The 20,213-nt window shown below is 63.3% G+C and carries 19 protein-coding genes; 14 read left to right on the top strand and 5 right to left on the bottom strand.

Annotated elements, in window-relative coordinates:
* The first annotated feature begins 11 nt into the window (after window positions 1-11).
* The gene (locus B2585_RS18065) at window positions 12-515 is read left to right on the top strand and encodes a MarR family winged helix-turn-helix transcriptional regulator (protein WP_292025332.1); all 504 of its coding nucleotides are present in this window, start codon (window positions 12-14) and stop codon (window positions 513-515) included.
* A gap of 55 nt (window positions 516-570) precedes the next feature.
* On the opposite strand, the gene B2585_RS18060 is transcribed toward B2585_RS18065, so the two are convergent.
* A complete protein-coding gene (locus tag B2585_RS18060; protein ID WP_292025331.1) occupies window positions 571-2,583 on the bottom strand; it encodes an acetoacetate--CoA ligase in 2,013 nt (670 codons plus the stop codon).
* A gap of 263 nt (window positions 2,584-2,846) precedes the next feature.
* Between B2585_RS18060 and B2585_RS18055 the strand changes: the two genes are divergently transcribed.
* The 5 genes from B2585_RS18055 to B2585_RS18035 all read left to right on the top strand — a co-directional run bounded on the left by B2585_RS18055 (window position 2,847) and on the right by B2585_RS18035 (window position 8,132).
* Window positions 2,847-3,272, top strand: a complete 426-nt coding sequence (locus B2585_RS18055; RefSeq protein WP_292025330.1) for a GFA family protein — start codon at window positions 2,847-2,849, stop codon at window positions 3,270-3,272.
* Between the two features lie 169 nt (window positions 3,273-3,441).
* The gene (locus tag B2585_RS18050; protein WP_292025329.1) at window positions 3,442-4,401 is read left to right on the top strand and encodes a TAXI family TRAP transporter solute-binding subunit; all 960 of its coding nucleotides are present in this window, start codon (window positions 3,442-3,444) and stop codon (window positions 4,399-4,401) included.
* Window positions 4,398-4,874, top strand: coding sequence for a DUF1850 domain-containing protein (locus B2585_RS18045; protein WP_292025328.1), 477 nt, complete (start codon window positions 4,398-4,400; stop codon window positions 4,872-4,874). Before B2585_RS18050 ends, B2585_RS18045 begins: the two co-directional genes overlap by 4 nt.
* Window positions 4,871-6,880, top strand: a complete 2,010-nt coding sequence (locus B2585_RS18040; RefSeq protein ID WP_292025327.1) for a TRAP transporter permease — start codon at window positions 4,871-4,873, stop codon at window positions 6,878-6,880. Before B2585_RS18045 ends, B2585_RS18040 begins: the two co-directional genes overlap by 4 nt.
* Window positions 6,867-8,132, top strand: coding sequence for an aminotransferase class V-fold PLP-dependent enzyme (locus B2585_RS18035; RefSeq protein WP_292025326.1), 1,266 nt, complete (start codon window positions 6,867-6,869; stop codon window positions 8,130-8,132). The genes B2585_RS18040 and B2585_RS18035 overlap by 14 nt, the downstream gene beginning before the upstream one ends.
* Before the next feature lie 6 nt (window positions 8,133-8,138).
* On the opposite strand, the gene B2585_RS18030 is transcribed toward B2585_RS18035, so the two are convergent.
* From B2585_RS18030 to xylF, 3 genes are all read right to left on the bottom strand, one after another.
* Window positions 8,139-8,897, bottom strand: coding sequence for an ATP-binding cassette domain-containing protein (locus B2585_RS18030; RefSeq protein WP_292025325.1), 759 nt, complete (start codon window positions 8,895-8,897; stop codon window positions 8,139-8,141).
* Window positions 8,897-10,189, bottom strand: coding sequence for a sugar ABC transporter permease (locus B2585_RS18025; protein ID WP_292025324.1), 1,293 nt, complete (start codon window positions 10,187-10,189; stop codon window positions 8,897-8,899). Before B2585_RS18025 ends, B2585_RS18030 begins: the two co-directional genes overlap by 1 nt.
* 75 nt (window positions 10,190-10,264) lie before the next feature.
* Window positions 10,265-11,284, bottom strand: coding sequence for a D-xylose ABC transporter substrate-binding protein (xylF, locus tag B2585_RS18020; RefSeq protein WP_292025323.1), 1,020 nt, complete (start codon window positions 11,282-11,284; stop codon window positions 10,265-10,267).
* A 226-nt stretch (window positions 11,285-11,510) separates the two neighbouring features.
* Here xylF and B2585_RS18015 point away from each other — a divergent pair, with 226 nt between their 5' ends.
* Together B2585_RS18015 and B2585_RS18010 are read left to right on the top strand one after the other, a co-directional pair.
* Window positions 11,511-12,767, top strand: coding sequence for an ROK family transcriptional regulator (locus B2585_RS18015; protein WP_292025322.1), 1,257 nt, complete (start codon window positions 11,511-11,513; stop codon window positions 12,765-12,767).
* Window positions 12,764-14,260, top strand: coding sequence for a CRTAC1 family protein (locus B2585_RS18010; RefSeq protein ID WP_292025321.1), 1,497 nt, complete (start codon window positions 12,764-12,766; stop codon window positions 14,258-14,260). The genes B2585_RS18015 and B2585_RS18010 overlap by 4 nt, the downstream gene beginning before the upstream one ends.
* Here B2585_RS18010 and B2585_RS18005 read toward each other — a convergent pair.
* Window positions 14,257-15,585, bottom strand: coding sequence for a cytochrome-c peroxidase (locus tag B2585_RS18005; RefSeq protein WP_292025320.1), 1,329 nt, complete (start codon window positions 15,583-15,585; stop codon window positions 14,257-14,259). The two genes, B2585_RS18010 and B2585_RS18005, sit on opposite strands and share 4 nt — an antisense overlap.
* A gap of 134 nt (window positions 15,586-15,719) precedes the next feature.
* On the opposite strand from B2585_RS18005, the gene B2585_RS18000 reads away from it, so the two are divergent.
* The 6 genes from B2585_RS18000 (at window position 15,720) to pqqE (ending at window position 20,212) form a co-directional block, all read left to right on the top strand.
* Window positions 15,720-16,769, top strand: coding sequence for a LysR family transcriptional regulator (locus B2585_RS18000; protein ID WP_292025319.1), 1,050 nt, complete (start codon window positions 15,720-15,722; stop codon window positions 16,767-16,769).
* Between the two features lie 166 nt (window positions 16,770-16,935).
* Window positions 16,936-17,016, top strand: a complete 81-nt coding sequence (gene pqqA, locus B2585_RS17995; RefSeq protein WP_292025661.1) for a pyrroloquinoline quinone precursor peptide PqqA — start codon at window positions 16,936-16,938, stop codon at window positions 17,014-17,016.
* 41 nt (window positions 17,017-17,057) lie between these two features.
* The gene (pqqB, locus tag B2585_RS17990) at window positions 17,058-17,981 is read left to right on the top strand and encodes a pyrroloquinoline quinone biosynthesis protein PqqB (protein ID WP_292025318.1); all 924 of its coding nucleotides are present in this window, start codon (window positions 17,058-17,060) and stop codon (window positions 17,979-17,981) included.
* Window positions 17,978-18,748, top strand: a complete 771-nt coding sequence (gene pqqC, locus B2585_RS17985; protein WP_292025317.1) for a pyrroloquinoline-quinone synthase PqqC — start codon at window positions 17,978-17,980, stop codon at window positions 18,746-18,748. The genes pqqB and pqqC overlap by 4 nt, the downstream gene beginning before the upstream one ends.
* Window positions 18,745-19,065 carry a pyrroloquinoline quinone biosynthesis peptide chaperone PqqD gene (gene pqqD / locus B2585_RS17980; RefSeq protein ID WP_292025316.1) on the top strand — a complete coding sequence of 107 codons (321 nt, stop codon included), beginning with the start codon at window positions 18,745-18,747 and terminating at the stop codon, window positions 19,063-19,065. Before pqqC ends, pqqD begins: the two co-directional genes overlap by 4 nt.
* Window positions 19,058-20,212 carry a pyrroloquinoline quinone biosynthesis protein PqqE gene (pqqE, locus tag B2585_RS17975; RefSeq protein ID WP_292025315.1) on the top strand — a complete coding sequence of 385 codons (1,155 nt, stop codon included), beginning with the start codon at window positions 19,058-19,060 and terminating at the stop codon, window positions 20,210-20,212. Before pqqD ends, pqqE begins: the two co-directional genes overlap by 8 nt.
* The last annotated feature ends 1 nt before the right edge of the window (window position 20,213 follow it).

Here is a 20,213-nt window from a genome sequence, read left to right as displayed (position 1 = left end):
GATGGTGGCATATGAGCGAACAGGGCACATCAACCCCGAAAGCCGCGCCGTTCGAAGGTACTGAACCCGAAGAGCTTCTGGCGCTTGGTCATGACCTCGACCGGTCGCTGAACTTTCGCATTCGAATGGCTCAGATCCTGTCATTCCGGCATTTCGAAAAACAGCATCCCGGATACGGTGGAGCGTCCCGGTTTCTGGGCCTCCTGTCGATTATCAAAACCAATCCGGGCGCCCCGCAGAACCGCCTTGCCGAGGCCGTTGGCCTTCAGCGCTCCAGTCTCGTTCCGATCCTGGACCGGATGGAGACTGAAGGGATCGTTGAACGGCGCGATGTCGAGGGAGACCGGCGGGCCAAGGCCGTGTTCCTGACCGCGAAGGGCGAAGGTGTCGTCGCAGACCTCAGTGCCTCGGCACTCGAAAGTGAGCGGCGGATGTCTGCCGGCTTGACCGACGATCAGGTGACCGTCCTGATCGACGGGCTGGACCGGATCATCCACAACCTGCGACACCTGTAGGCGCCTGAGCTCTGCCGAGACGCTGGCGCACTTCAGCCACAGTAATTGCGCGACGTCACTCTCTTTTACTTAGCCTCTTCGCAGCGAATTCCGCGAACCAGTCGAGCGCCGCGGGATTGCGTGTGGCATCCTTTGAGGCGACTTTTTCCGGATTTTCGCCCAGAAGCATCCGGCGCACCGGAACCTCCATCTTCTTTCCCGTGAGGGTGGTCGGAATCTCGGGCACCTCGACGATCACGTCGGGCACATGACGCGGCGAGCGCTCCGAGCGGAGGCGTCGAACGATTTCTTTTTCGATGTCCCCGGTCAGCCGGACACCCTGCGCCATCTGAACGAACAGTGGCATGTAGTATCCGCCGTCCGCCTCTTCGATACAGACGATCAGACTGTCGGCGACCTCGTCGAACCCTTCGATGGTGCGGTAGATCTCGGCCGATCCGATGCGAACGCCGAAGCGGTTAAGCGTGGCATCCGAGCGTCCGAGCACATAGGAGCCGCCGCGCTCGTTGAACCGCACGCGGTCGCCATGGCGCCAGACGCCCGGGTACATATCGAAGTAACTGTCGGCATATCGTTTGAATCCGTCGTCGCCCCACAGAAACAGCGGCATGGAAGGCATCGGCTGACGCATGACCAACTCGCCAACGGCGCCGGTCTCCGCTACCTTGCCGTTTTCATCGAAGGCCGCCGCGTCGCATCCGAGCGCCGGCGCCTGAATCTCGCCCGCATGTGCCGGGAGAAGGGGAGAGCCTGCGAGGATTCCTGAGCAGACCTCCGTCCCGCCGGATTGGGTCGTCGCGTAAATGTCCGGTTTCACCGCCTCGTGAATCCAGGCAAGAATTTCGGGCGTCACAGGCGAGCCGGTGAGAAGGATCGTCTCAAGGGGAGCGATGTCGAACTCCTCACCCGGTCGGATACCTTCGTTACGCACCATCTGCATAAAAGTGGGTGACACGCCGAAGGTCGTCACGCCCGTGTCCGCCATCAGACGCCAGAGTGCGCGGGCGTCGGGATAAGTCGGGTGACCGTCATAGAGCGTCACGTGCCCATTCAGCAGCGGCCCCATCATCAGCGTGTTCCACACCATCCAGCCGGTGGTGGAATAGCAGAACTGTACGGCGTCTTCGTGCATATCGAGATGGAACGCCCCGGACTTGAGGTGTTCCAGCACGATTCCGTGGTGGCCGTGAACGATAGGCTTCGGCAAGCCGGTCGTGCCGGACGAAAACAAAACCCACAGCGGATGGTCCGAGGGCACGCGCGTATAGTTGAACGCCTCCCGCGATACCTCCGGCCCGTCCAGCAGACTGTCCCAAGCGAGTGTCTCGCCGGAGAAATCGGGAGTGCCTGCATCAGGCAGATAGTCCAGAAGCACCAGTCGTTCGGCTTTGGGCAGTTGACCCAGGATATTGGTCAGCTCATCCGTGCGGTCGTAGTCCTTTCCCCCGTAAAGGTAACCGTTCACGGCGAAGACCAGCTTGGGTTCGATCTGGCCGAACCGGTCAATTACGGTCTGAGCGCCGAACTCGGGCGCGGCGGAGGACCATGTGGCACCGATCGCGGTGGTGGCCAGCATTGCGATGAAGGTCTCGGGTATATTGGGCATGTAGGCGACGATACGGTCGCCCGGTTCCACACCCATCTCGCGCAGCCGCGTGGCCATCTTGCGAACGTCGCGACCAACGTCGGCCCAGCTCAGGTTGCGTGTCTCTGGCCGGGTTTCGGACAGGTGCGCGATCATCGGACGCGTTGGGTCGCCGGTCGCCTCATGCCGTAGAACGTGCTCGGCGTAGTTGAGGCGCGTGCCCGTGAACCAGCGCGTACGTGGCATCGGGTCGCTGGTCATGACTTCGTCGATCTCGCCGTCGTGGATGATGTCGAAGTAATCCCAGACCGCGCGCCAGAAGCCCGGCACATCCTCGATCGACCAGCGCCAGAGGTCGAAATAGCCGTCGAATTCCTTGCCTCGCTCGGCGGCGAGCCAGTGCAGGAAGCGCGTGGTGTGGACGCGCGTGCGCCGTTCTTCCGACGCGCGCCAGAGTTCCTGGCCTTCGATCACTCTTGTCATACGGGTGCTTTCTTCATCTCGACGTCGTCTACGATGGCCGCGCTTCGGGCCGTCGCCATCTTCCCGGCGCGTAATCCGTTGTTATTATCCATCAATGCTCCCCCCCCAAGCTTTGCGCGGAGTATGCCGCGCCCCCGTCGCGGCTTCCAGCCCTGACACGACGAACCTCGATCAGTCGCCGGGCGCAGGCGGGAGAAGGCCCGGAACTGGACAGTTGCGATCCTCCCGGTGCGCGCGACAAGATGGAAAAAGGGAGGACGGTCATGAGCGAAATACACGAAGGCGGCTGCCAATGCGGTGGCGTACGGTATCGCACCACGGGCCAGCCTCACCGGACCGGTGTCTGTCACTGCCGTTTCTGCCAGACCCGGACCGGGAGTGCCTTTGGTGTGTCCGTCTATTTCGACGCGGATCAGGTGGAAATCCTGTCTGGGGATCTAAAGGACTACAGTTTTACGACCGACGGCGGGCGACGCTTTACGACGCGCTTCTGCAAGACCTGCGGGACGAGCGTGTTCTGGACGCTTGAGCTGTTCGACGATGCCATCGCCGTGGCAGGTGGCACGTTTGATCCGCCCACCTTCTGGTTCGATGTGGGACGCGAAATCTTCACGCGCAGCAAGGCACCCTTCGTTCACCTCGACGTCGCCGAGAGCGACGAGACCACGCCGGGAGCTGCGCAGGAATAGTCATTCCCATCCCGGCGCGAGGATTGGCCGGATCATCTCGGTATCGTCCGTTTTCACGGTTACGGCAGTTGACGGATGCCCCGCAGGTTGGTTTCCTGAAATCTGGTCCGGTCGGGAAACGCGCGGCAGGACACTGGCCCGACAGAGGCCGATCAACTGGGAGGAAATCATGAAGCTTTTCAAGGCCGTTGCGGCCACAGCTATGCTTGCGGCGACGCCTGTTGTCGCACAAACCCCGCTCTCCGTCGCCACCGGCGGCACCGGCGGCGTCTACTATCCGATGGGCGGGGGCCTCGCCGAAGTCATCAACAACCATGTCGAAGGCTATTCTGCCACCGCAGAGGTGACCGGCGCTTCCGTCGAGAACATGGGTCTCGTCGCCACCGGCGACGCAGACCTCGCCATCGGGCTTGCGGACACCGTCTATCAGGCACGCACCGGCACGGGCCGTTTCGAAGGTCAGCAGCTCGAGATGGTCCATGGCGTCGCGTCGCTCTACGCCAACATGATCCAGATCGTGACGCTCGCCGACAGCGGCATCACGTCGCTTGACGATCTGACCGGCAAGCGCGTGTCGATCGGTGCGCCCGGATCGGGCACCGAGGTGAACGCCGAGCAGGTGCTGACCGCCGCCGGCATCAGCTACGACGATATCGAGGAACAGCGCCTCAACTTCAACGAAACCGCCGACGCGCTGGCGAACGGCGACATCGACGCCGGTTTCTGGAGCGTGGGCGCGCCGACTTCGTCGATTCTCAACCTCGCGACAACGCAGGATATCGTCGTCATCGAACTGACGGACGAGCAGATCGCGGCGGCGCAGGAGGCCCAGCCGCTCTTCGCGCGCACGACCCTCTCCGCCGGCATCTATGACGGTGTGGACGAGGATGTGACGGTGCTCGGCGTACCCAACGTACTCGTCGCTTCGTCGGAAATGTCCGAGGACCTCGCCTACGAGATCACCAAGGCGATGTTCGAAAATATCGCGGACCTGCAGGCGGTGCACCCGGCAGCGAACCAGACCACAGTCGAGTTCACCCTGTCGGCGACGCCGATCCCGCTGCACCCCGGCGCCCTCAAGTATTACGAGGAAACCGGCGCGGACATTCCCGACAAACTCCGTCCGTGATCGCCAAAACCGGAGGAGCGCTCGCCGCGCTCCTCCTCTTCCACACCGCTATGCCAGGCCATGCCGGAACGCTCACCGCGTCGCTGGCGGCGACGGGCGAGGTGCTGGCCCGTATCGAGGTCGCGCAGGGCACGGGCTGGTGCGTTCTTTGGCGCCATTCGGTGCAGGGGTTCGAGGTGGAGGATTGTTATGAAAACCGGTCGGGCCGGATGGTGCTCCACCGCTCCCACTTGCCGGATTTCGCTGCCGGGCTCGACCATATCCCCGGTCGCGGGCGGCAGATCTCGGACGGGCAGGGGGGCTATTGGATCGAAGACCTGGATGAAGCTGTGCCGGGCAACGCCTATATCCTGCGACCCGGTACCATGAATGTCGATCACAGGCTGCGCGCGGGTGAGACCGTCATCTCCCTCTCTGCGCTGGCCGCACATGAACGGGTGCGCATCGCGCTCACACCGGATGAGGATCAATGACGGACTTCCAGACCGAGACCCGAGCAGAAGTCGTGCAGCCCAGATTCGTGCTTGGCCTGATCTCTGTCGTCGGGATCGCCCTTTCCCTGTTTCAACTCTATGCCGCTGGCATCCAGCCGCTTGGCCTGTTCTATCAGCGCCCCATCCACCTCGGTTTCATCCTTGTCCTGTGTTTTCTGATCTACCCGGTCTTCGGCAAGCACCGGCCGCGCGGGTTGGTCGGCTGGCTTATCGACGGGCCGCTCATCCTGTGCGGCATCCTTGTGGGCTTCTGGGTGCCTTACAACATCGACACCATCGCCAACGCGATTTTCCCGCGCAGCATCGACGTGGCCGTCGGGATCGTTTCGGTGCTCGTCGTGCTGGAGGCCGCGCGGCGTGCGGTCGGCCTGGTCCTGACCATCATCGGCGCTTTCTTCGTGGTCTATGCCTTCGCCGGTCTGCGCGGGGAGTTGCCGTGGCTCGCCGACCTGATGCCGGGTATCCTGAACCACCGTGGCTATTCCATCGACCGGGTGGCGAGCCAGCTGACCCTTGGCGCCGAAGGGCTCTTTGGTATCCCACTGGGCGTGGCAGCCACGTTCATTTTCATCTTCGTCCTTTTCGGAGCACTCCTCGAGGTAACCGGGGCGGGGAAGTTCTTTATCGATCTCGCCTATGCTGCGACCGGGCGGCAGCGTGGCGGGCCGGCCAAGGCCGCAGTCATCGCGTCGGCGGGAATGGGGTCCATCTCGGGCTCAGCCATCGCCAACGTCGTGACGACGGGTGCCTTCACCATCCCGCTCATGAAGAAACTCGGATACCGCCCCGCGCAGGCCGGCGGGATCGAGGCGGCGGCGTCCACCGGCGGTCAGATCATGCCGCCTCTGATGGGCGCGGGCGCCTTCCTGATGAGCGAGTTCACACAGGTGCCTTACATCGAGATCGTGCTCGTCTCGATCTTCCCGGCGATGCTTTACTTCGGCTCGGTCTACCTTCTCGTACATATTGCGGCGGTGAAGCTGGGGCTGAAGGGCATACCGGCGATTGACCTGCCGCGCGTCCGCGACGTGCTGGCGCAGGGGTGGCATTTCCTCCTGCCTCTCGTGGTGCTCGTCTATTTTCTCGTCTCTGGCTACTCGCCGCTGCGCGTGGGTTTCTTTGCGGTGGTCTCGGTCGCCGCGGCCGCGATCGCGCGGGCACTTTGGGATTTCCTGCGCGACAAACCTTCAATGGCGGGGGCTGGTGCATTGGCCCGACGAGGTCTGGCGCTCACACTTCAGGCTTTGGAATTAGGCGCGCGTAACGCCGTCGCCGTGTCGATGGCCTGCGCCGTGGCAGGCATCATCGTGGGCGTGGTCGGCCTCACCGGACTGGGTCTCAAGTTCTCGGCCATGATGCTCGCTTTCTCTGGCGGCAACATGGTTCTGGCTCTCCTGCTCGTCATCATCGCGAGCCTTATCCTGGGCATGGGCCTTCCAGTGACTGCGGCCTATATCGTGCTCATCATCCTCGTCGGCCCCGCGCTGACCAGCGAGTTCGGTGTCCCGATCCTCATCGCCCACCTGGTCGTCTTCTGGTACTCGCAGGACTCAAACGTCACGCCACCCGTGGCGCTCGCGGGCTTCGCGGGCGCGGCCATTGCCGGATCGAAACCCATGGAGACGAGTTTCCAGGCGTGGAAATTCGCCAAGGGCCTCTACCTCATCCCCATGTTCATGGTTTTCAACGAACCGATCATTCTCGGCGGTCCGGTGCCGCTCGTGATCTGGAACGGCGCGCTGGCGATCATCGCCCTCACCGCCTTTGCGGCCATGCTGGAGGGATATCTTTTCGCGACGATTCCCCTTTGGCAACGGATCATTCTCGCCCCTGCCATCGTTGCGGTTTTCTGGCCGGTGTTCGAGGTCGAGGCGGCCGGGGCGGCGGTGATCGTGGTCCTGCTGGGGCTGAACTGGCTTGCGAAGGGTCGCGGCGACGTGACAGGAGAGGCGCGTAATCCGGAGCCCGTGAATGACCAAGCCTGATATCTCCGCCGCGCTGATGAATGATGTACGTGCCCGTTTCGCCCATGTCGACAACTGCCCTTTCGAGGGCGAGCGCGTGTTCTTCGAGAACGCAGGTGGGGCGCTGACGCTCAATTCCGTGGTTGAAACCTCGGCCCGGATGGCGGCGATTCCGGACAATCAGGGTCGCTCCAACGCGGCGTCGAAAGCGCTTCAGGACATGATCGACACAGCAAAGGCCGACATGCGCGTGTTCTTCAATGCGCCGGAGGGGCAGTTCTTCGTCGGTGAAAGCGGCACCGAGCTTCTATTTCGCCTGATCCGCTCTGCCTGCCTTGGCACACCGTTGGGCCGGGTTCTTGGAAGCACGTTGGAGCATCCGGCAAGTCGGAGCGCTGCCGCACGATGGTCAAAGGTGGCGGGCAAGCCCCATTTCCTTGTGGCCCATGACGACGCGCGCGGCACGGTCACGGCCGAGGATTACGCGCCGCTCGTGACGCCGGATACGGTCGTGGCCACCATTCTTCACACCTCGCCCGTCACGGGCATTGGCGTGGACGTGGCCGCAGTGGCCGCGCAGATCCGCGACATAGCCCCCGACTGCTTCATCATCGTCGATGGCATCCAACACGCGGCCCATGGACGGCTCGACATCGCGGCATACGGCATCGACGGCTATGTCATCTCGCCTTACAAGGTTTTTTCGCGCCACGGCTATGGCGTGGCCTGGGTGTCGGACCGCCTGGCCGCGCTGCCCCATGATACGCTCATGGGTGCCCCTACGGCTTCGTGGGAACTTGGCACGCGTGACACCGGGGCCTATGCGACCTTTTCGGACGTCGTATCCTATTTTGACTGGCTGGGTGGCGAAGTGTCCGGATCAGAAGATCGCCGGTCGCGGATCGTTGCGGCGGGGGAGGCGATCCATACGCAGGAAACCGCCCTTTGCCACGCGATGATCCACGGAACGGGAAACCAAAAGGGCCTGGCGGAATACGAGGGTGTCACGATCCTTGGCGGCACCGACAATCCAGGTCGAGAAGGGCTCGTCTGTTTCGCGCTGGACAGCGTCCCTGCGCCGAATCTGGTCGATGCGCTCAACGCGCGGGGTATCCGCACGCATATCCGCAAGGCCGATCACTACTCAGGCAACATCCTCGATCCGCTCGGCATGGAACACTGCGTGAGGGTTTCGATGTGCCACTACAACACCGAGGCCGAAGTGGCGCAGTTCCTTCAGGCGATCAAGGAGATCACCGACGCGCAAGGCTGACTGCGCTCAGGCGGCCTCCGGCGTTTTTCCGAGGATGATCATGCCGAGAATGTCCTCATCCGTGACCTCGTCCACATTCACCGTCCCGACAAGCTTTCCGTTCTTCATCACCGACGCCCGGTCGCAAAGCTTCATCACATTGTGGATGTCGTGTTCGATCAGGAAGATCCCGATGCCTTGGGACTTGAGCTCTTTGATCAGCTCCGCGACCATCTCGGTCTCCTGCGGGCCGAGGGCGGCTGTAGGTTCGTCCATGATGAGAATACGCGCATTGAAATAGACCGCGCGGGCAATGGCGACCGATTGTCTCTGGCCGCCCGAGAGCGCCTTCACCGGGTCCTTGAACTTCTTGAAGTTCGAGTTGAGCCGACCCATGATCCTGCGCGTTTCCGCCTCCATCTGGGCATCGTTCACAAAGCCCATCGGCGTGACCAGTTCACGCCCCAGGAAGAGGTTCGAGGCGGCGTCGAGATTGTCAGCCAGCGCGAGTGTCTGGTAGATCGTCTCGATGTTGTAGGCGCGTGCATCGCGCGGATTGCCGATCTCGGCCCGTTCGCCATCAATCAGAATCTCTCCCGCGTCCATCTTGTAGGCGCCCGACAAGCACTTGATGAGCGTCGACTTGCCCGCGCCGTTGTGCCCCAGAAGGCCCACGACCTCACCGGGGTAAAGATCGACGGTCACGTTGTCGACGGCCTGGATGCCGCCGAAAGCGACCGAGACATCGCGCATTTCGACAAGAGGGGGGGCTTTGCGGTCCGACATCAGGCGTCTCCCGTCCGTTTGCGGTAGATGATATCGACGAGGACGGCGAGCACGAGCACGGCGCCAACGACGATGTTCTGGAACGGAGCATCCACGCCGACCATGGCCATACCCGACTGGAGAGACTGCATGATCAGAGCTCCAAGGATGGCGCCGTAAATCGTCCCGATCCCGCCGGCGAGCGCAGTGCCGCCGATGACAGCCGCGGCGATCACACGCAGTTCGTCCAGGGTGCCGATGTCGTTGGAATGGAACGACAGGCGCGCCGAAGCGACCAGCGCGGCAAGCGCGCACAGCGTCCCCATGATCGCAAAGACCTTGACCGTCAGAAGCCGGGTGTTGATGCCCGACAGTTCCGCCGCGTCCGGGTTCCCACCGGTCGCGAAAATGTAGCGGCCAAGGCGGGTGCGTTGAGCGACGAGCGTCATGACTACGGCCACCGCGACAAGCAGCAGGACCGAGTAAGGCACGCCGTAGCCCTCGGTGTACCCCTCTGGCATGACCTCGCCCCGGGCCTCGAACCCGCGTTCCAGGACGCGGCTGGGCACTTCGTAGGCGTTGAGCATACCGATGAAACCGAGGATTAACACGGAGCAGATCAGCATGAGAACGGCTTCTGCCCAGACCGGCTTTACCGGAAACTCATGCGCCACGCGTGCGCGCCGGGCCTGCCAGATCGCGTAACAGGTGGCGGCCACCGCAATTGCGCCGAAGATCCAGCTCGCCGTCACGCCCATCGTGCCGCCGATGCCGCCAAGGGTCTGGAATGTGTCGTTGAGCGGCCCGATGGTCTGGCCGGTCGTCAGATACCAGGCCACGTTTCGCCAGACGAGCAGCCCGCCCAGTGTCACGATGAAAGCGGGGATCGTGAGGTAACCGATCAGCCAGCCGTGGAACGCGCCGATGAGGGCGCCGGTCACGAGGCCCACGACGATGGCGAGAACCGCGATCATTGGGTTCGAGTAGTCGAAGCCGAGACTTGGCAGAAACTGCGTCTGCGTGATCGCCATCATCGCCGAACAGGTGGCGAGAAGCGATCCGACGCTCAGGTCGATATGGCGGGTGACGATCACGAAGACCATGCCGGTCGCCATGATGGCGACGCTCACTGTCTGGATCGTCAGGTTGAAGACATTGCGCGACGTCAGGAAACGCCCGTCCGTCAGGACGTTGAAAATCAGGCAGACGACCACGAACGCCCCGACCATGCCAAGCAGGCGGGTGTCGAATTCGAGGGTCTTGAAGATGTTCTTGCGGCCGGTCGATGTGCCGGAGGCGCTGGCCTCGGTCATGGCGTGACCTCTGGTGCTTGGGGGTGGTGTGTCTCACCCGGACGATGCCGGATGAGACCTTGGATCAGGTGAAGATCAGTTGCAGGGGGCCGGGCCGTCGGTGACGCCCTGGCAGAGCGCGTCCTGCTCGATCCAGCCAGCATCCACGACGACGCTGAGGTTGTCGGCGGTGACCGGAACCGGCTCGAGGAACTCGGCCCAAAGGGTCGTGCCCGAGGGCGATGTCCACTCGTTTGCGCCTTCAATGTCGGACATGGCAGTGCCACCGGCCAGCGCGACGGCGATTTCGCCGGCGCGCATGCCGAGGTCACGCGCATCTTTCCAGACCGAGACGGTCTGCGTGCCGCGTGCGATGCGGTTCAGAGCGGCATGGTCGCCGTCCTGCCCGGAGACCGGGATGCCTTCCATGCCCTGCGCGGTGAGCGCCGCCACGGTGCCGCCGGCGGTGCCGTCGTTCGAGGCCACGACAGCGTCGACGTTATTGTCTTCGGCCGTCAGGATCTGTTCCATGTTGCGCTGTGCGTTCGCGGGAAGCCAGCCATCGGTATAAGCCTCGCCGACGATGGTGATGTCACCGGCGTCGATGGCGTCTTGGAGCACTTCCTGCTGACCGCCGCGAAGGAAATCCGCGTTCGGGTCGGTGGGCGAGCCCTTGATCATCACATAGTTGCCGGTCGGCTGCGCTTCGAGCACGGCACGCGCCTGCATCCGGCCCACTTCGACGTTGTCGAAGGTGAGGTAGAACGCGCGCGGATCTTCGATCAGACGGTCATAGGCGATGACAGGCACACCCTCGTTCGCGGCGGCTTCGACGGCCGGGATAATGGCCTGCGTGTCCTGCGCGAGGATGATGAGCGCGTCTACGCCCTGCGCCATTAGCGATTCGACGTCCGAAAGCTGCTTGGACGACGACGATTGTGCGTCAGCGGAAATGTATTCGGCGCCGGCGGCTTCGAGAGCCGACTTGATTGCGGCTTCATCGGTTTTCCAGCGTTCTTCCTGGAAGTTGGACCAGGAAACGCCAACGGTCTGCGCAGAAGCGGTTGCGGCAAGGCCAACCGCCATGGCGGTCGCGGCCAAAAGTGTCTTGTACATTGTGTCCTCCCATTTGACCCATATCGGGCAGCCCGGCTGACTCGCCGGAACAGAGTCAGGTTGTCTTGAATAATTTTAGTTGTCAAAATTAAAATTGGCTTTCACAGTGCCCTTCCGTAGGTTTTTTGGACGTATTGCTGCGATGCGGCGAAATATTGCCCCGTTTCGTTGTGACTTCCAATCTTATTTATTCACTGGGTGAACTAACTCCGGGCGGCGGGTCGAGATGCAAATAGGACGGGATACACCGGGTTGCGGCCCCTTGATCCAGCCGGTCACATCGGCACAGCGCCCGCTGCGGCAGCAGGTCTTCGAGCATGTGCGTGCCCTTGGCGAGATCGCGCGGGTGCAGCTTGCCAAGGACCTGCGCGTGAGCCCCGCGTCAGTCACGACAATCACGTCTGAACTCATCGAAGCCGGTCTTCTGGAGGAGGTCCAAGCGCCACGCGAGGGCGATTGGGGGCGCGGTCGTCCGGCAGTCGCGTTGCGCGTGCGGGCCGGCGGCTTTCACGTTGCGGGGATGAAGCTCTCGGACCATGAAAACTCAGCTGTAGTTGTGGACCTGTCCGGGCGCGTCGTGGCGAGCGCTTCGCTCCCCCGCGCCCCCGGTGCCATGACCAGCGAGCAAGTCATCGACGCCGCCGTGTCGCTCCTCCACCGTGTCTGTGCAGCGTGCGGTCTTCAGCCGTCCGACCTAGGCGGTGTCGGGCTCGGGGTCCCGGGCTTCATCGACGGTGTGGCAGGTGTCGTGCATTGGTCGCCGATCCTCGAGCATCGAGAGATCGACCTCGCCCCGCGTTTGTCCGAACGCATCGGGCTCCCGGTTCAGATCGACAACGACGCGAACCTTTGCACCTTGGCCGAACTGTGGTTCGGCGCGGGACGCTCACTGTCCGATTTCGCCGTTGTGACGATCGAACATGGTGTCGGCATGGGCTTTGTCATCAACCACCGACTCTATCGCGGGGCGCGCGGGATGGGGATGGAGCTGGGGCATACCAAGGTGCAACTGGATGGCGACCTTTGTCGCTGCGGTCAGCGCGGTTGCCTCGAGGCATATCTGGCCGACTACGCACTAGTGCGCGAGGCGCGGGCGGCCCTGAACCTTCCGGACACCGAAATCCGCTCGGTCGCGGCGCTTCTTGAAACGCTGTTCGGACAGGCCAAGGCGGGCAACCCGGTCGCGCGTTCCATCTTCGAGCGGGCGGGGCGCTACCTCGCCCTCGCGCTTGCGAACGTGGCCAACCTCTTCGACCCCGAGCTCATCATTTTGTCGGGCGAGCGGATGCGCTACGACTACCTCTATGCGCGGGAAACATTGTCGGAGATGCAGAAGATGATGCTGGAGACGGGCCGCGATGCACCTACATTGCAGATCCACGCTTGGGGCGACATGCTCTGGGCACACGGAGCGGCGGCACTCGCGCTGGACGAATTGACCGAGGTGATGCTCGGTGCGGGCCGGGACCTCGCAGCGCAATGAGAGTGCTCAGTTCGTTCCTCCTCATGCCCGCCGTGGCGCTGGGCCAGCCCGCCTTTGAAGACAATTCTGTCGGCCTTCCTTCAGCTCATGTCTATTCCGGCGGATGGGAGCATTTCGTGGGCGGCGGTGTCGCGGCGTTCGACTGTAATGGTGACGACCTGCCGGAGCTTTTCGCCGCAGGCGGCACCGCGCCGGCTTCACTTTACGTCAACGCCTCAGAACCGGGCGGCCCTTTGCGTTTTTCGACTGGCGAGATCGCCCCTATGACCGGCGTTACCGGAGCTTATCCCATCGACATTGACGGGGACGGCCACCTGGACCTTGCCGTTCTGCGCGTCGGACCGAACGTGATCCTGCGCGGGCAAGGCAATTGCCAGTTCGAGGACGTAACCGGGGCGTGGGGACTGCCTCAGCGTGACGCCTGGACTACGGCCTTTGCCGCAACCTGGGAAGATGGCAAGGAATGGCCCACCCTCTTCTTTGGCAACTACGTTGACCGAGACGACCCGGAAGGACCGTTCGAAGCCTGCGACACGAGCGAGGTCGCCCGTCCCGAAGGTCGCCGCTTCGGCGCGGTCGATGTGGTCGATCCCGGCTGGTGTACGCTGTCGGCCCTCATTACCGACTGGCAACGCACCGGCACGCCGGAACTGCGCCTGTCGAATGACCGCCATTACTATGTGCGCGGGGGATACGAACAGATGTTCCGTCTCTCGCCGCTCGAAGAGCGCAACGCATGGGATAAGGTCTCTCTCTGGGGGATGGGGATCGCCTCGCGCGACCTTACGGGAGACGGGTTGCCGGAGGTGATGATGACCTCGATGGGCGACCAGTTACTCCAGTTCAACCGTGGCGACGGATTCGAGGACGCGCCTTATGAGTTGGGCACCACAGCGCACCGTCCGCATACTGGCGACGACGGCAGGCCTTCGACCGGCTGGCACGCCGAGTTCGGCGACGTGAACAACGATGGCCTGTCCGACCTGTTCATCTCGAAAGGAAATGTGGATCAGATGCCCTCAATGGCGATGCACGATCCGAATTCGCTTCTCATGCAACAGCCGGATGGCAGCTTCACCGAGGCAGGAGCCGATGCCGGAATCGCGACGATGGACAGGGGGCGAGGCGCGGCATTGGTGGACATGAACGCGGACGGCCTGCTTGACCTCGCGGTCGTGAACCGTCGCGCACCAATGGAATTGTGGCGCAACGTAACGGCGGGAACAGGCAACTGGGCCGCCGTAGCGCTCAGCCAACCTGGGACAAACACTCGTGCCGTCGGGGCTTGGGTCGAACTTCGCAGCGAAGGCCGCGTTCAGGCGCAGGAGGTGACCGTCGGTGGCGGGCACGCAGGCGGGAGCGCAGGTCCGCTCCACTTTGGTCTTGGCGCCGCGCAGGACGCCGAAGTCAGGGTGATCTGGCCGGACGGGACGACGAGCGCATGGCAACCCGCCGCCTTGGGGGCGATCACTGAGGTCGCCCGGGCGCCTTAGCGGTCCACCGGAAGGCCCGAAGGCACGGCCTCCGGCACGCCGAGCCGTCCCGAAATCGCCGCCGGATCGGTCAGTGTCTCGAGAAAAGCCATGAGCGCGGCGATCTCGTCCGTGGACAGCAAAATGCCGGGACCCGCCGCTGCCGCGATGGCCGCGACCTCGTCATCCGACGTCAGGATCGCCCAATCGGGCTTTGTGTCGGGCAGGTCTGGCAAAACGACAGCGCGCGAATACCGCGTCAGCCCGTCGGCCCTTGAGGCGTGGTCGGCGAGGAACGTGGCTAGGTCGTCATGTGCACCTGCGTGCCCCCACGGTCCTGTGCGCGTCACATTGCGTAGCGATGGCGTGCGGAACGCAAAGCGGTCTTCCTCACGCCCCGTCACCCGCATCCGCCCATCGTCGCGCGCGTGGCGCTCGAACCGTTCTGCCTTGCCGGGGCCGATCTGCGGGGCGGCCATGGCGTGAAAGTCGTGATCCGTCTGGAACGGCCCGGAATGGCAGGACGCGCACCCGGCCTCGCCGTAGAAAAGAGACGCGCCTTCTGCCGCCATACCCACCAACGGCGCCGTGCCGCGCAAGGCCGCGTCGAAGGGACTACTGTCCGACCGCCATTCGAAGGCGACGAAGGCGGCGATCGCATTGGAAATATCGGTGAAGCCGATGTCATCCGGCTCGTCGATCTGCGGATAGACATCCGCGAAGCGCGCCGCATAGTCCTCCACGCCGGCAACCCGTCGCGAAATCACGTCCCAAGCCCCACCGGCACCGGTGATCCGGCCTGAACGCACGGCTTTCGCCACGTCGTTCTCGGAATAATGGCCGGCCATCTCGTCGGGCGACAGGACGGGGAACATGGTCTGCGCCGACAGTACGCCTGAGAATCCCGTCACCATTTCCTCCGCCATCGGCGTGCGGATGCCGCTGGGACGCTTAGGATCAGCCTCGATCCGCCCGTCGTGAAAGAGCGTCGTGAATTCATGTGCGCCCAGGTTGAACAGAGCTGTTGCGTTGCGCGGTATGCGCTGCTCGGGGCGGTTCTCGTCGGTCACATGGCGTTCGGGGCCCAGGCCCACGCCGCCTTCGCCAAGACCGAGGCTCAATCCGTCCGAAGTTGCGAAACGCGGGTGGTGGCAGGTGGCGCAGGAAATATTGCGGTTGCCCGAGAGGATAGGGTCATAGAACAGAAGCTGCCCGAGTGCCGCTTCTCCCGGGTCGATCGAAATGTAGTCGCGGTCGCTCACCGGCGCGGGCAAGGGCGTCTCGGCACCCGCCGTCGCCGCGACGCACACCGACAATAACGTTGCGCTGGCGCTGATCCTGATCATGAGATCCTCCCTCCCGGCAAGATATGGCATGCGCCCTTGCGTCCCGGCAAGCGTCGCACAATATCACCTATTGGCCCCCTCTATGAAGAACCGGGCCACTCTGACCTTCACGGAATCGGGAGCGAGGGCACGACGTGGCGACGGCAAAAGGCGAGACGGGTTCGGGGCAGGGGAGCGAGCCGAAGGTTCGGGTGCCGGGAGATACGTCCAGCGGGCTGACCCTGCGCCGCCTTCAGGTGTTCTGGGCGGTAGCGAACCTGTCGAGTCTCACGCGGGCCAGCAAACAGCTTGGCCTCGCGCAACCGTCCGTTTCGCAACAGATCGCCTCGCTTGAAGAGATCGTCGGCTCCAAGCTTTTCGACCGTCGCTCGAACACTCTCGAGCTGACCGAGGCAGGTCGCCATCTGCTGCGTCATGTCGAGAAAGTGCTTGAAAGCATGCAAGTGCTGGAGGACGGCCTTGCGGCGATTACCGACGGCTCGCGCCAGACTGTTCACCTTGCCGGCCTCAATTCGATTCTTCGCGTGCTGCTGCCAAGCGCGATGCAATCGCTGCACGCGGAATTTCCGCGGATCGACTATGAGATTCACGAAAGCGCCCCGGCGGAAGTGCTGGAGATGCTTTATGCGCGGCGCATCAACCTGGGTCTCATCTCCACCAACGCCATTGCACCCGCAAGCGCCGGGTTCCAGCAAGTGCCGATTTGCGCGGACCCGTATGTCCTCGCCGTGCCCGATACGCTCGACCTTTCGGGTGTCGAAGACCCGGACCGCGGACTGAGCTCGGAACAGGGGGCCGTGCTCAGGAGCACGATCCAATTCGCCTTCGGGACTCAGCACGCGAAACGGGTTCAGGCTTGGTACAATGCCGTTCTTCCGGGCAACTGGCCGCTCGCTCAGGCGCGCAGTTTCGAGGTCGCGCTGGGCATGGTGCAGGCGGGTTTGGGCGTCTGCCTCGCCCCCGCGATGTCCTGCGTCGTCGGGGGAGAGCCCGTCCGTGGTGTGCGGCTTTACTCTGTGGACTACCCCAGCCGAAACGTTGTTGCGCTCCTGCCCAAACACTACCTGCGGCAGGAACCTTACGCGAGCCTGGTTCGCGCGCTCGAAACGGCGGGCGCGGCCTATGCGCCACCACGAACCGAGCCGACGCCGCCGTTCCTGAATATGCCGCCCGAGGTGCGTTGACATGGGCGTGATCGCATGCAACCGACTGAAAAATAAGCGTATATATAACGCTGCGCTGCCGTATAGTGGCATCTATCAGGACGATAGATTGCGGCAAACCCGCGCTGATCCCTAACGTCGGATCAGCAGTAATTCCGCTGCGCAACAGCAACGAAGGGAGGTCCACATGGCTTGGGACGCACCGAAAGTCCGCGAAGTTCAGGTCGGCATGGAAATCAACATGTACGCCTGCGCCAAGCAGAAATAATCGATGCCCCTCCGCCCGATCACACAGAGCCCCGACCACGCATGTTGAGCATCGTGGTACTCGGCGGCGCTGCGGGCGGAGGGGTGCCCCAATGGAACTGCAATTGCGCCACTTGCAAGGCGGCGCGAAACGATCCGGATCTGGCCGACGGGCAGGCCTCTATCGCGGTCAGCGCGGATGGCAAGAACTGGTTCCTCGTCAACGCTTCGCCGGACATCCGCCAACAGATCAACGACACATGGGAACTCCATCCCGATGAAAGCGAGTTGCGCCACAGCCCCATCGCCGGCGTCATCCTGACAAATGGCGAGGTCGACGCGGTGGCCGGGCTCTTGTCCCTGCGCGAAGGCTCGCCATTCGGTATCTGGGGCCATGAGCGTGTCCTGGGACTGCTCGACGCGAACAGCATCTTCAACGTGCTGGACCGCGAAAAGGTGCCCAGGCGGGCCATCGCGATTGATGAGCCTTTCGATCTCTTACTACAGGACGGGACGCCGTCGGGCCTGACGGCCGAAGCCTTCGAGGTGCCCGGGAAGTCGGCGTGGTACCTTGAGACGACCGAACACGGGCATCAGCGGGATGTGTCGGGAGACACGCTCGGGCTCAAGATAACCGGGTCCTGCGGCAAATCGTTCTTCATCGTCGCGGCCTGCGCCGGGATGGATGACGCACTCGCGGACCGCCTCCGGGGCGCCGACCTCGTCTTCTTCGATGGAACGCTCTGGACGGATGATGAGATCGTGACGGCGGGCCTCGGGCCCAAGACCGGGCAACGCATGGGGCACATGTCGATGTCCGGCGGCGATGGGGTGATGGCCGCGTTCGAGCCGCTCGACGTCAAGCGTAAGTTCTTCATCCATATCAACAATTCCAATCCCGCCCATCTGCCGCGTGCGCCGGAGCGCGTCTTGCTGGAGAACGCCGGGTGGGACATTGCCACGCAGGGTCAGAAAGTGACGCTATGAGCCTCGATACCGTTTCCCACCCCGAGATTCCCAAGACGCCGCTCAACACGGCCGAAGAGATGGAGGAACGCCTGCGCCTCATCGGCGAGACGCGGTATCATAACCTGCATCCGTTCCACGACATGCTGCATGGCGGGAAGCTGAACATCGGGCAGGTGCAGGCCTGGGCGATCAACCGGTACTACTACCAGACCTCGATCCCGCTGAAGGATGCCATAGTCATTTCGCGCTTCACCGACCGGCTCACCCGCGTCGAGTGGCGCCACCGGATCGAGGACCACGACGGCGCGCCGGAGAGCGAGGGCGGGATCGAACGCTGGCTGCAACTCACCGACGGGCTCGGGGTGAACCGCGCATATGTGGAATCGACGGAAGGCATCCTTCCTGCCACACGGTTTGCCGTGGATGCCTATGTCCATTTCGTTCGCGACCGCACACCGTTGGAGGCAATCGCCTCTTCGCTGACCGAGCTCTTCGCGCCGACCCTGCACGAACAACGCATCTCGGGGATGCTGGAGCACTACGATTTCATCCGCCCCGAGATCATGACCTATTTCAAGCGCCGCCTGTCACAAGCGCCGCGGGACGCCGAGTTTGCGCTGAACTACGTCAAGGAACACGCGCAGACCCCTGCGGAGCGGCAGGCGGTCTGCGATGCGCTTCTGTTCAAGACGCAGGTTCTTTGGGTGCAGCTCGATGCGCTCTACCATGCGTATGTCTCTGGCTTCCCACCGCCCGGCGCTTTCGTTCCGGAGACGATGAAATGACCGGCGACGCGCGCGCGCCGCAGCGGCTGATCGTGACGGGGGAGATGGCCGTGACCCTGCCGCGCCACGTTCAGTTGAGATTCAACAAGCCGCGCGACATGTGGCTCCTCCTCGCTCCCGAACGGGTGCTCGAGCCGGATGCCATCGCCGTGACAGTGCTTCAGAAATGCGACGGAACCCGCACGATCCGGGACATCTCGCAGGAGTTGGCCGACATTTACACCGCGCCGGTCGAAACGATCGAGGCCGACGTGACAGCCATGATGCAGGACCTCGCCGACAAGGGGTTTCTGACCGAAGGGAGGACACATGAGTGACGCGAGCGCGCTGGAACCGGACACCGGCCTGACGCCGGGCAAGGGGACATCACACGGCTTGCCCGTGGCGGTGTTGCTCGAGGTCACGCATCGCTGCCCGCTCCAATGCCCCTATTGCTCGAATCCGGTGGAACTGGACCGGCCCAAGAGCGAGCTTTCCACCGAGGAATGGGTGCGCGTCCTGCACGAGATGCCGGATCTCGGCATCCTTCAGGTGCACTTTTCCGGCGGCGAGCCGATGGCCCGCAAGGACATCGTGGAACTGGTGCAAGCCGCCACGGACGCCGGGCTCTACTCGAACCTCATAACCTCGGGCGTGACGCTGACACGCGAGCGGCTGGAAGCCTTGGCCGACGCGGGCCTCAGCCATGTGCAGATAAGCTTTCAGGCCAATGACCCTGTCCTGGCCAACCGCGTGGGCGGCTACAAGAACGGCCACGCCAAGAAGCTTGAGGCGGCGAAATGGACGCGCGAGGCAGGGCTTCCACTCACCGTGAACGCCGTGATGCACCGGCAGAACCTGCATGAACTCCCGGACATGATCGACATGGCGGTCGAGATGGGCGCGCACCGGATCGAGGTCGCGAACGTCCAGTATTATGGCTGGGCGCTCAAGAACCGCGCGGCGCTCATGCCGACCATGGCCCAGATCGAAGAGTGCAACCGCGTGGTGGAAGAGGCCGAGGAGCGGCTCAAGGGCATCCTCGCGATCGACTATGTGGTTCCAGACTATTACGCCGTGCGCCCCAAGACCTGCATGGGCGGTTGGGGCCGGCAGTTCTTCAACATCTCGCCAGCCGGCCGTGTGCTCCCCTGCCACGCTGCCGAGTCGATCACCGGCCTTGAATTCGACAGCGTACGGGACCATGCGCTTGGCTGGATCTGGGACCACTCCCCGGCGCTCAATCTTTACCGCGGCACGGACTGGATGCCAGAACCCTGCCAAAGCTGCGATTTCAAGGAAGAGGACTTCGGTGGCTGCCGCTGTCAGGCTTTCGCCCTGACAGGCGACGCGGCAAATACCGACCCGGCCTGTTCATTCTCCCCACACCATGACGCGATCTTCAAGACCGCCGAGACCGAGGCCGAGACGGGCGAGACGCGCTTTATCTATCGCAACCTTGCGGGCGGAACGCCCGAGGCATAGC

Origin of the sequence: Maritimibacter sp. UBA3975, assembly GCF_002384975.1 — a bacterium.
Classification (GTDB): Bacteria; Pseudomonadota; Alphaproteobacteria; order Rhodobacterales; family Rhodobacteraceae; genus Maritimibacter.
This window is presented reverse-complemented; position numbering and strand designations above follow the sequence as displayed.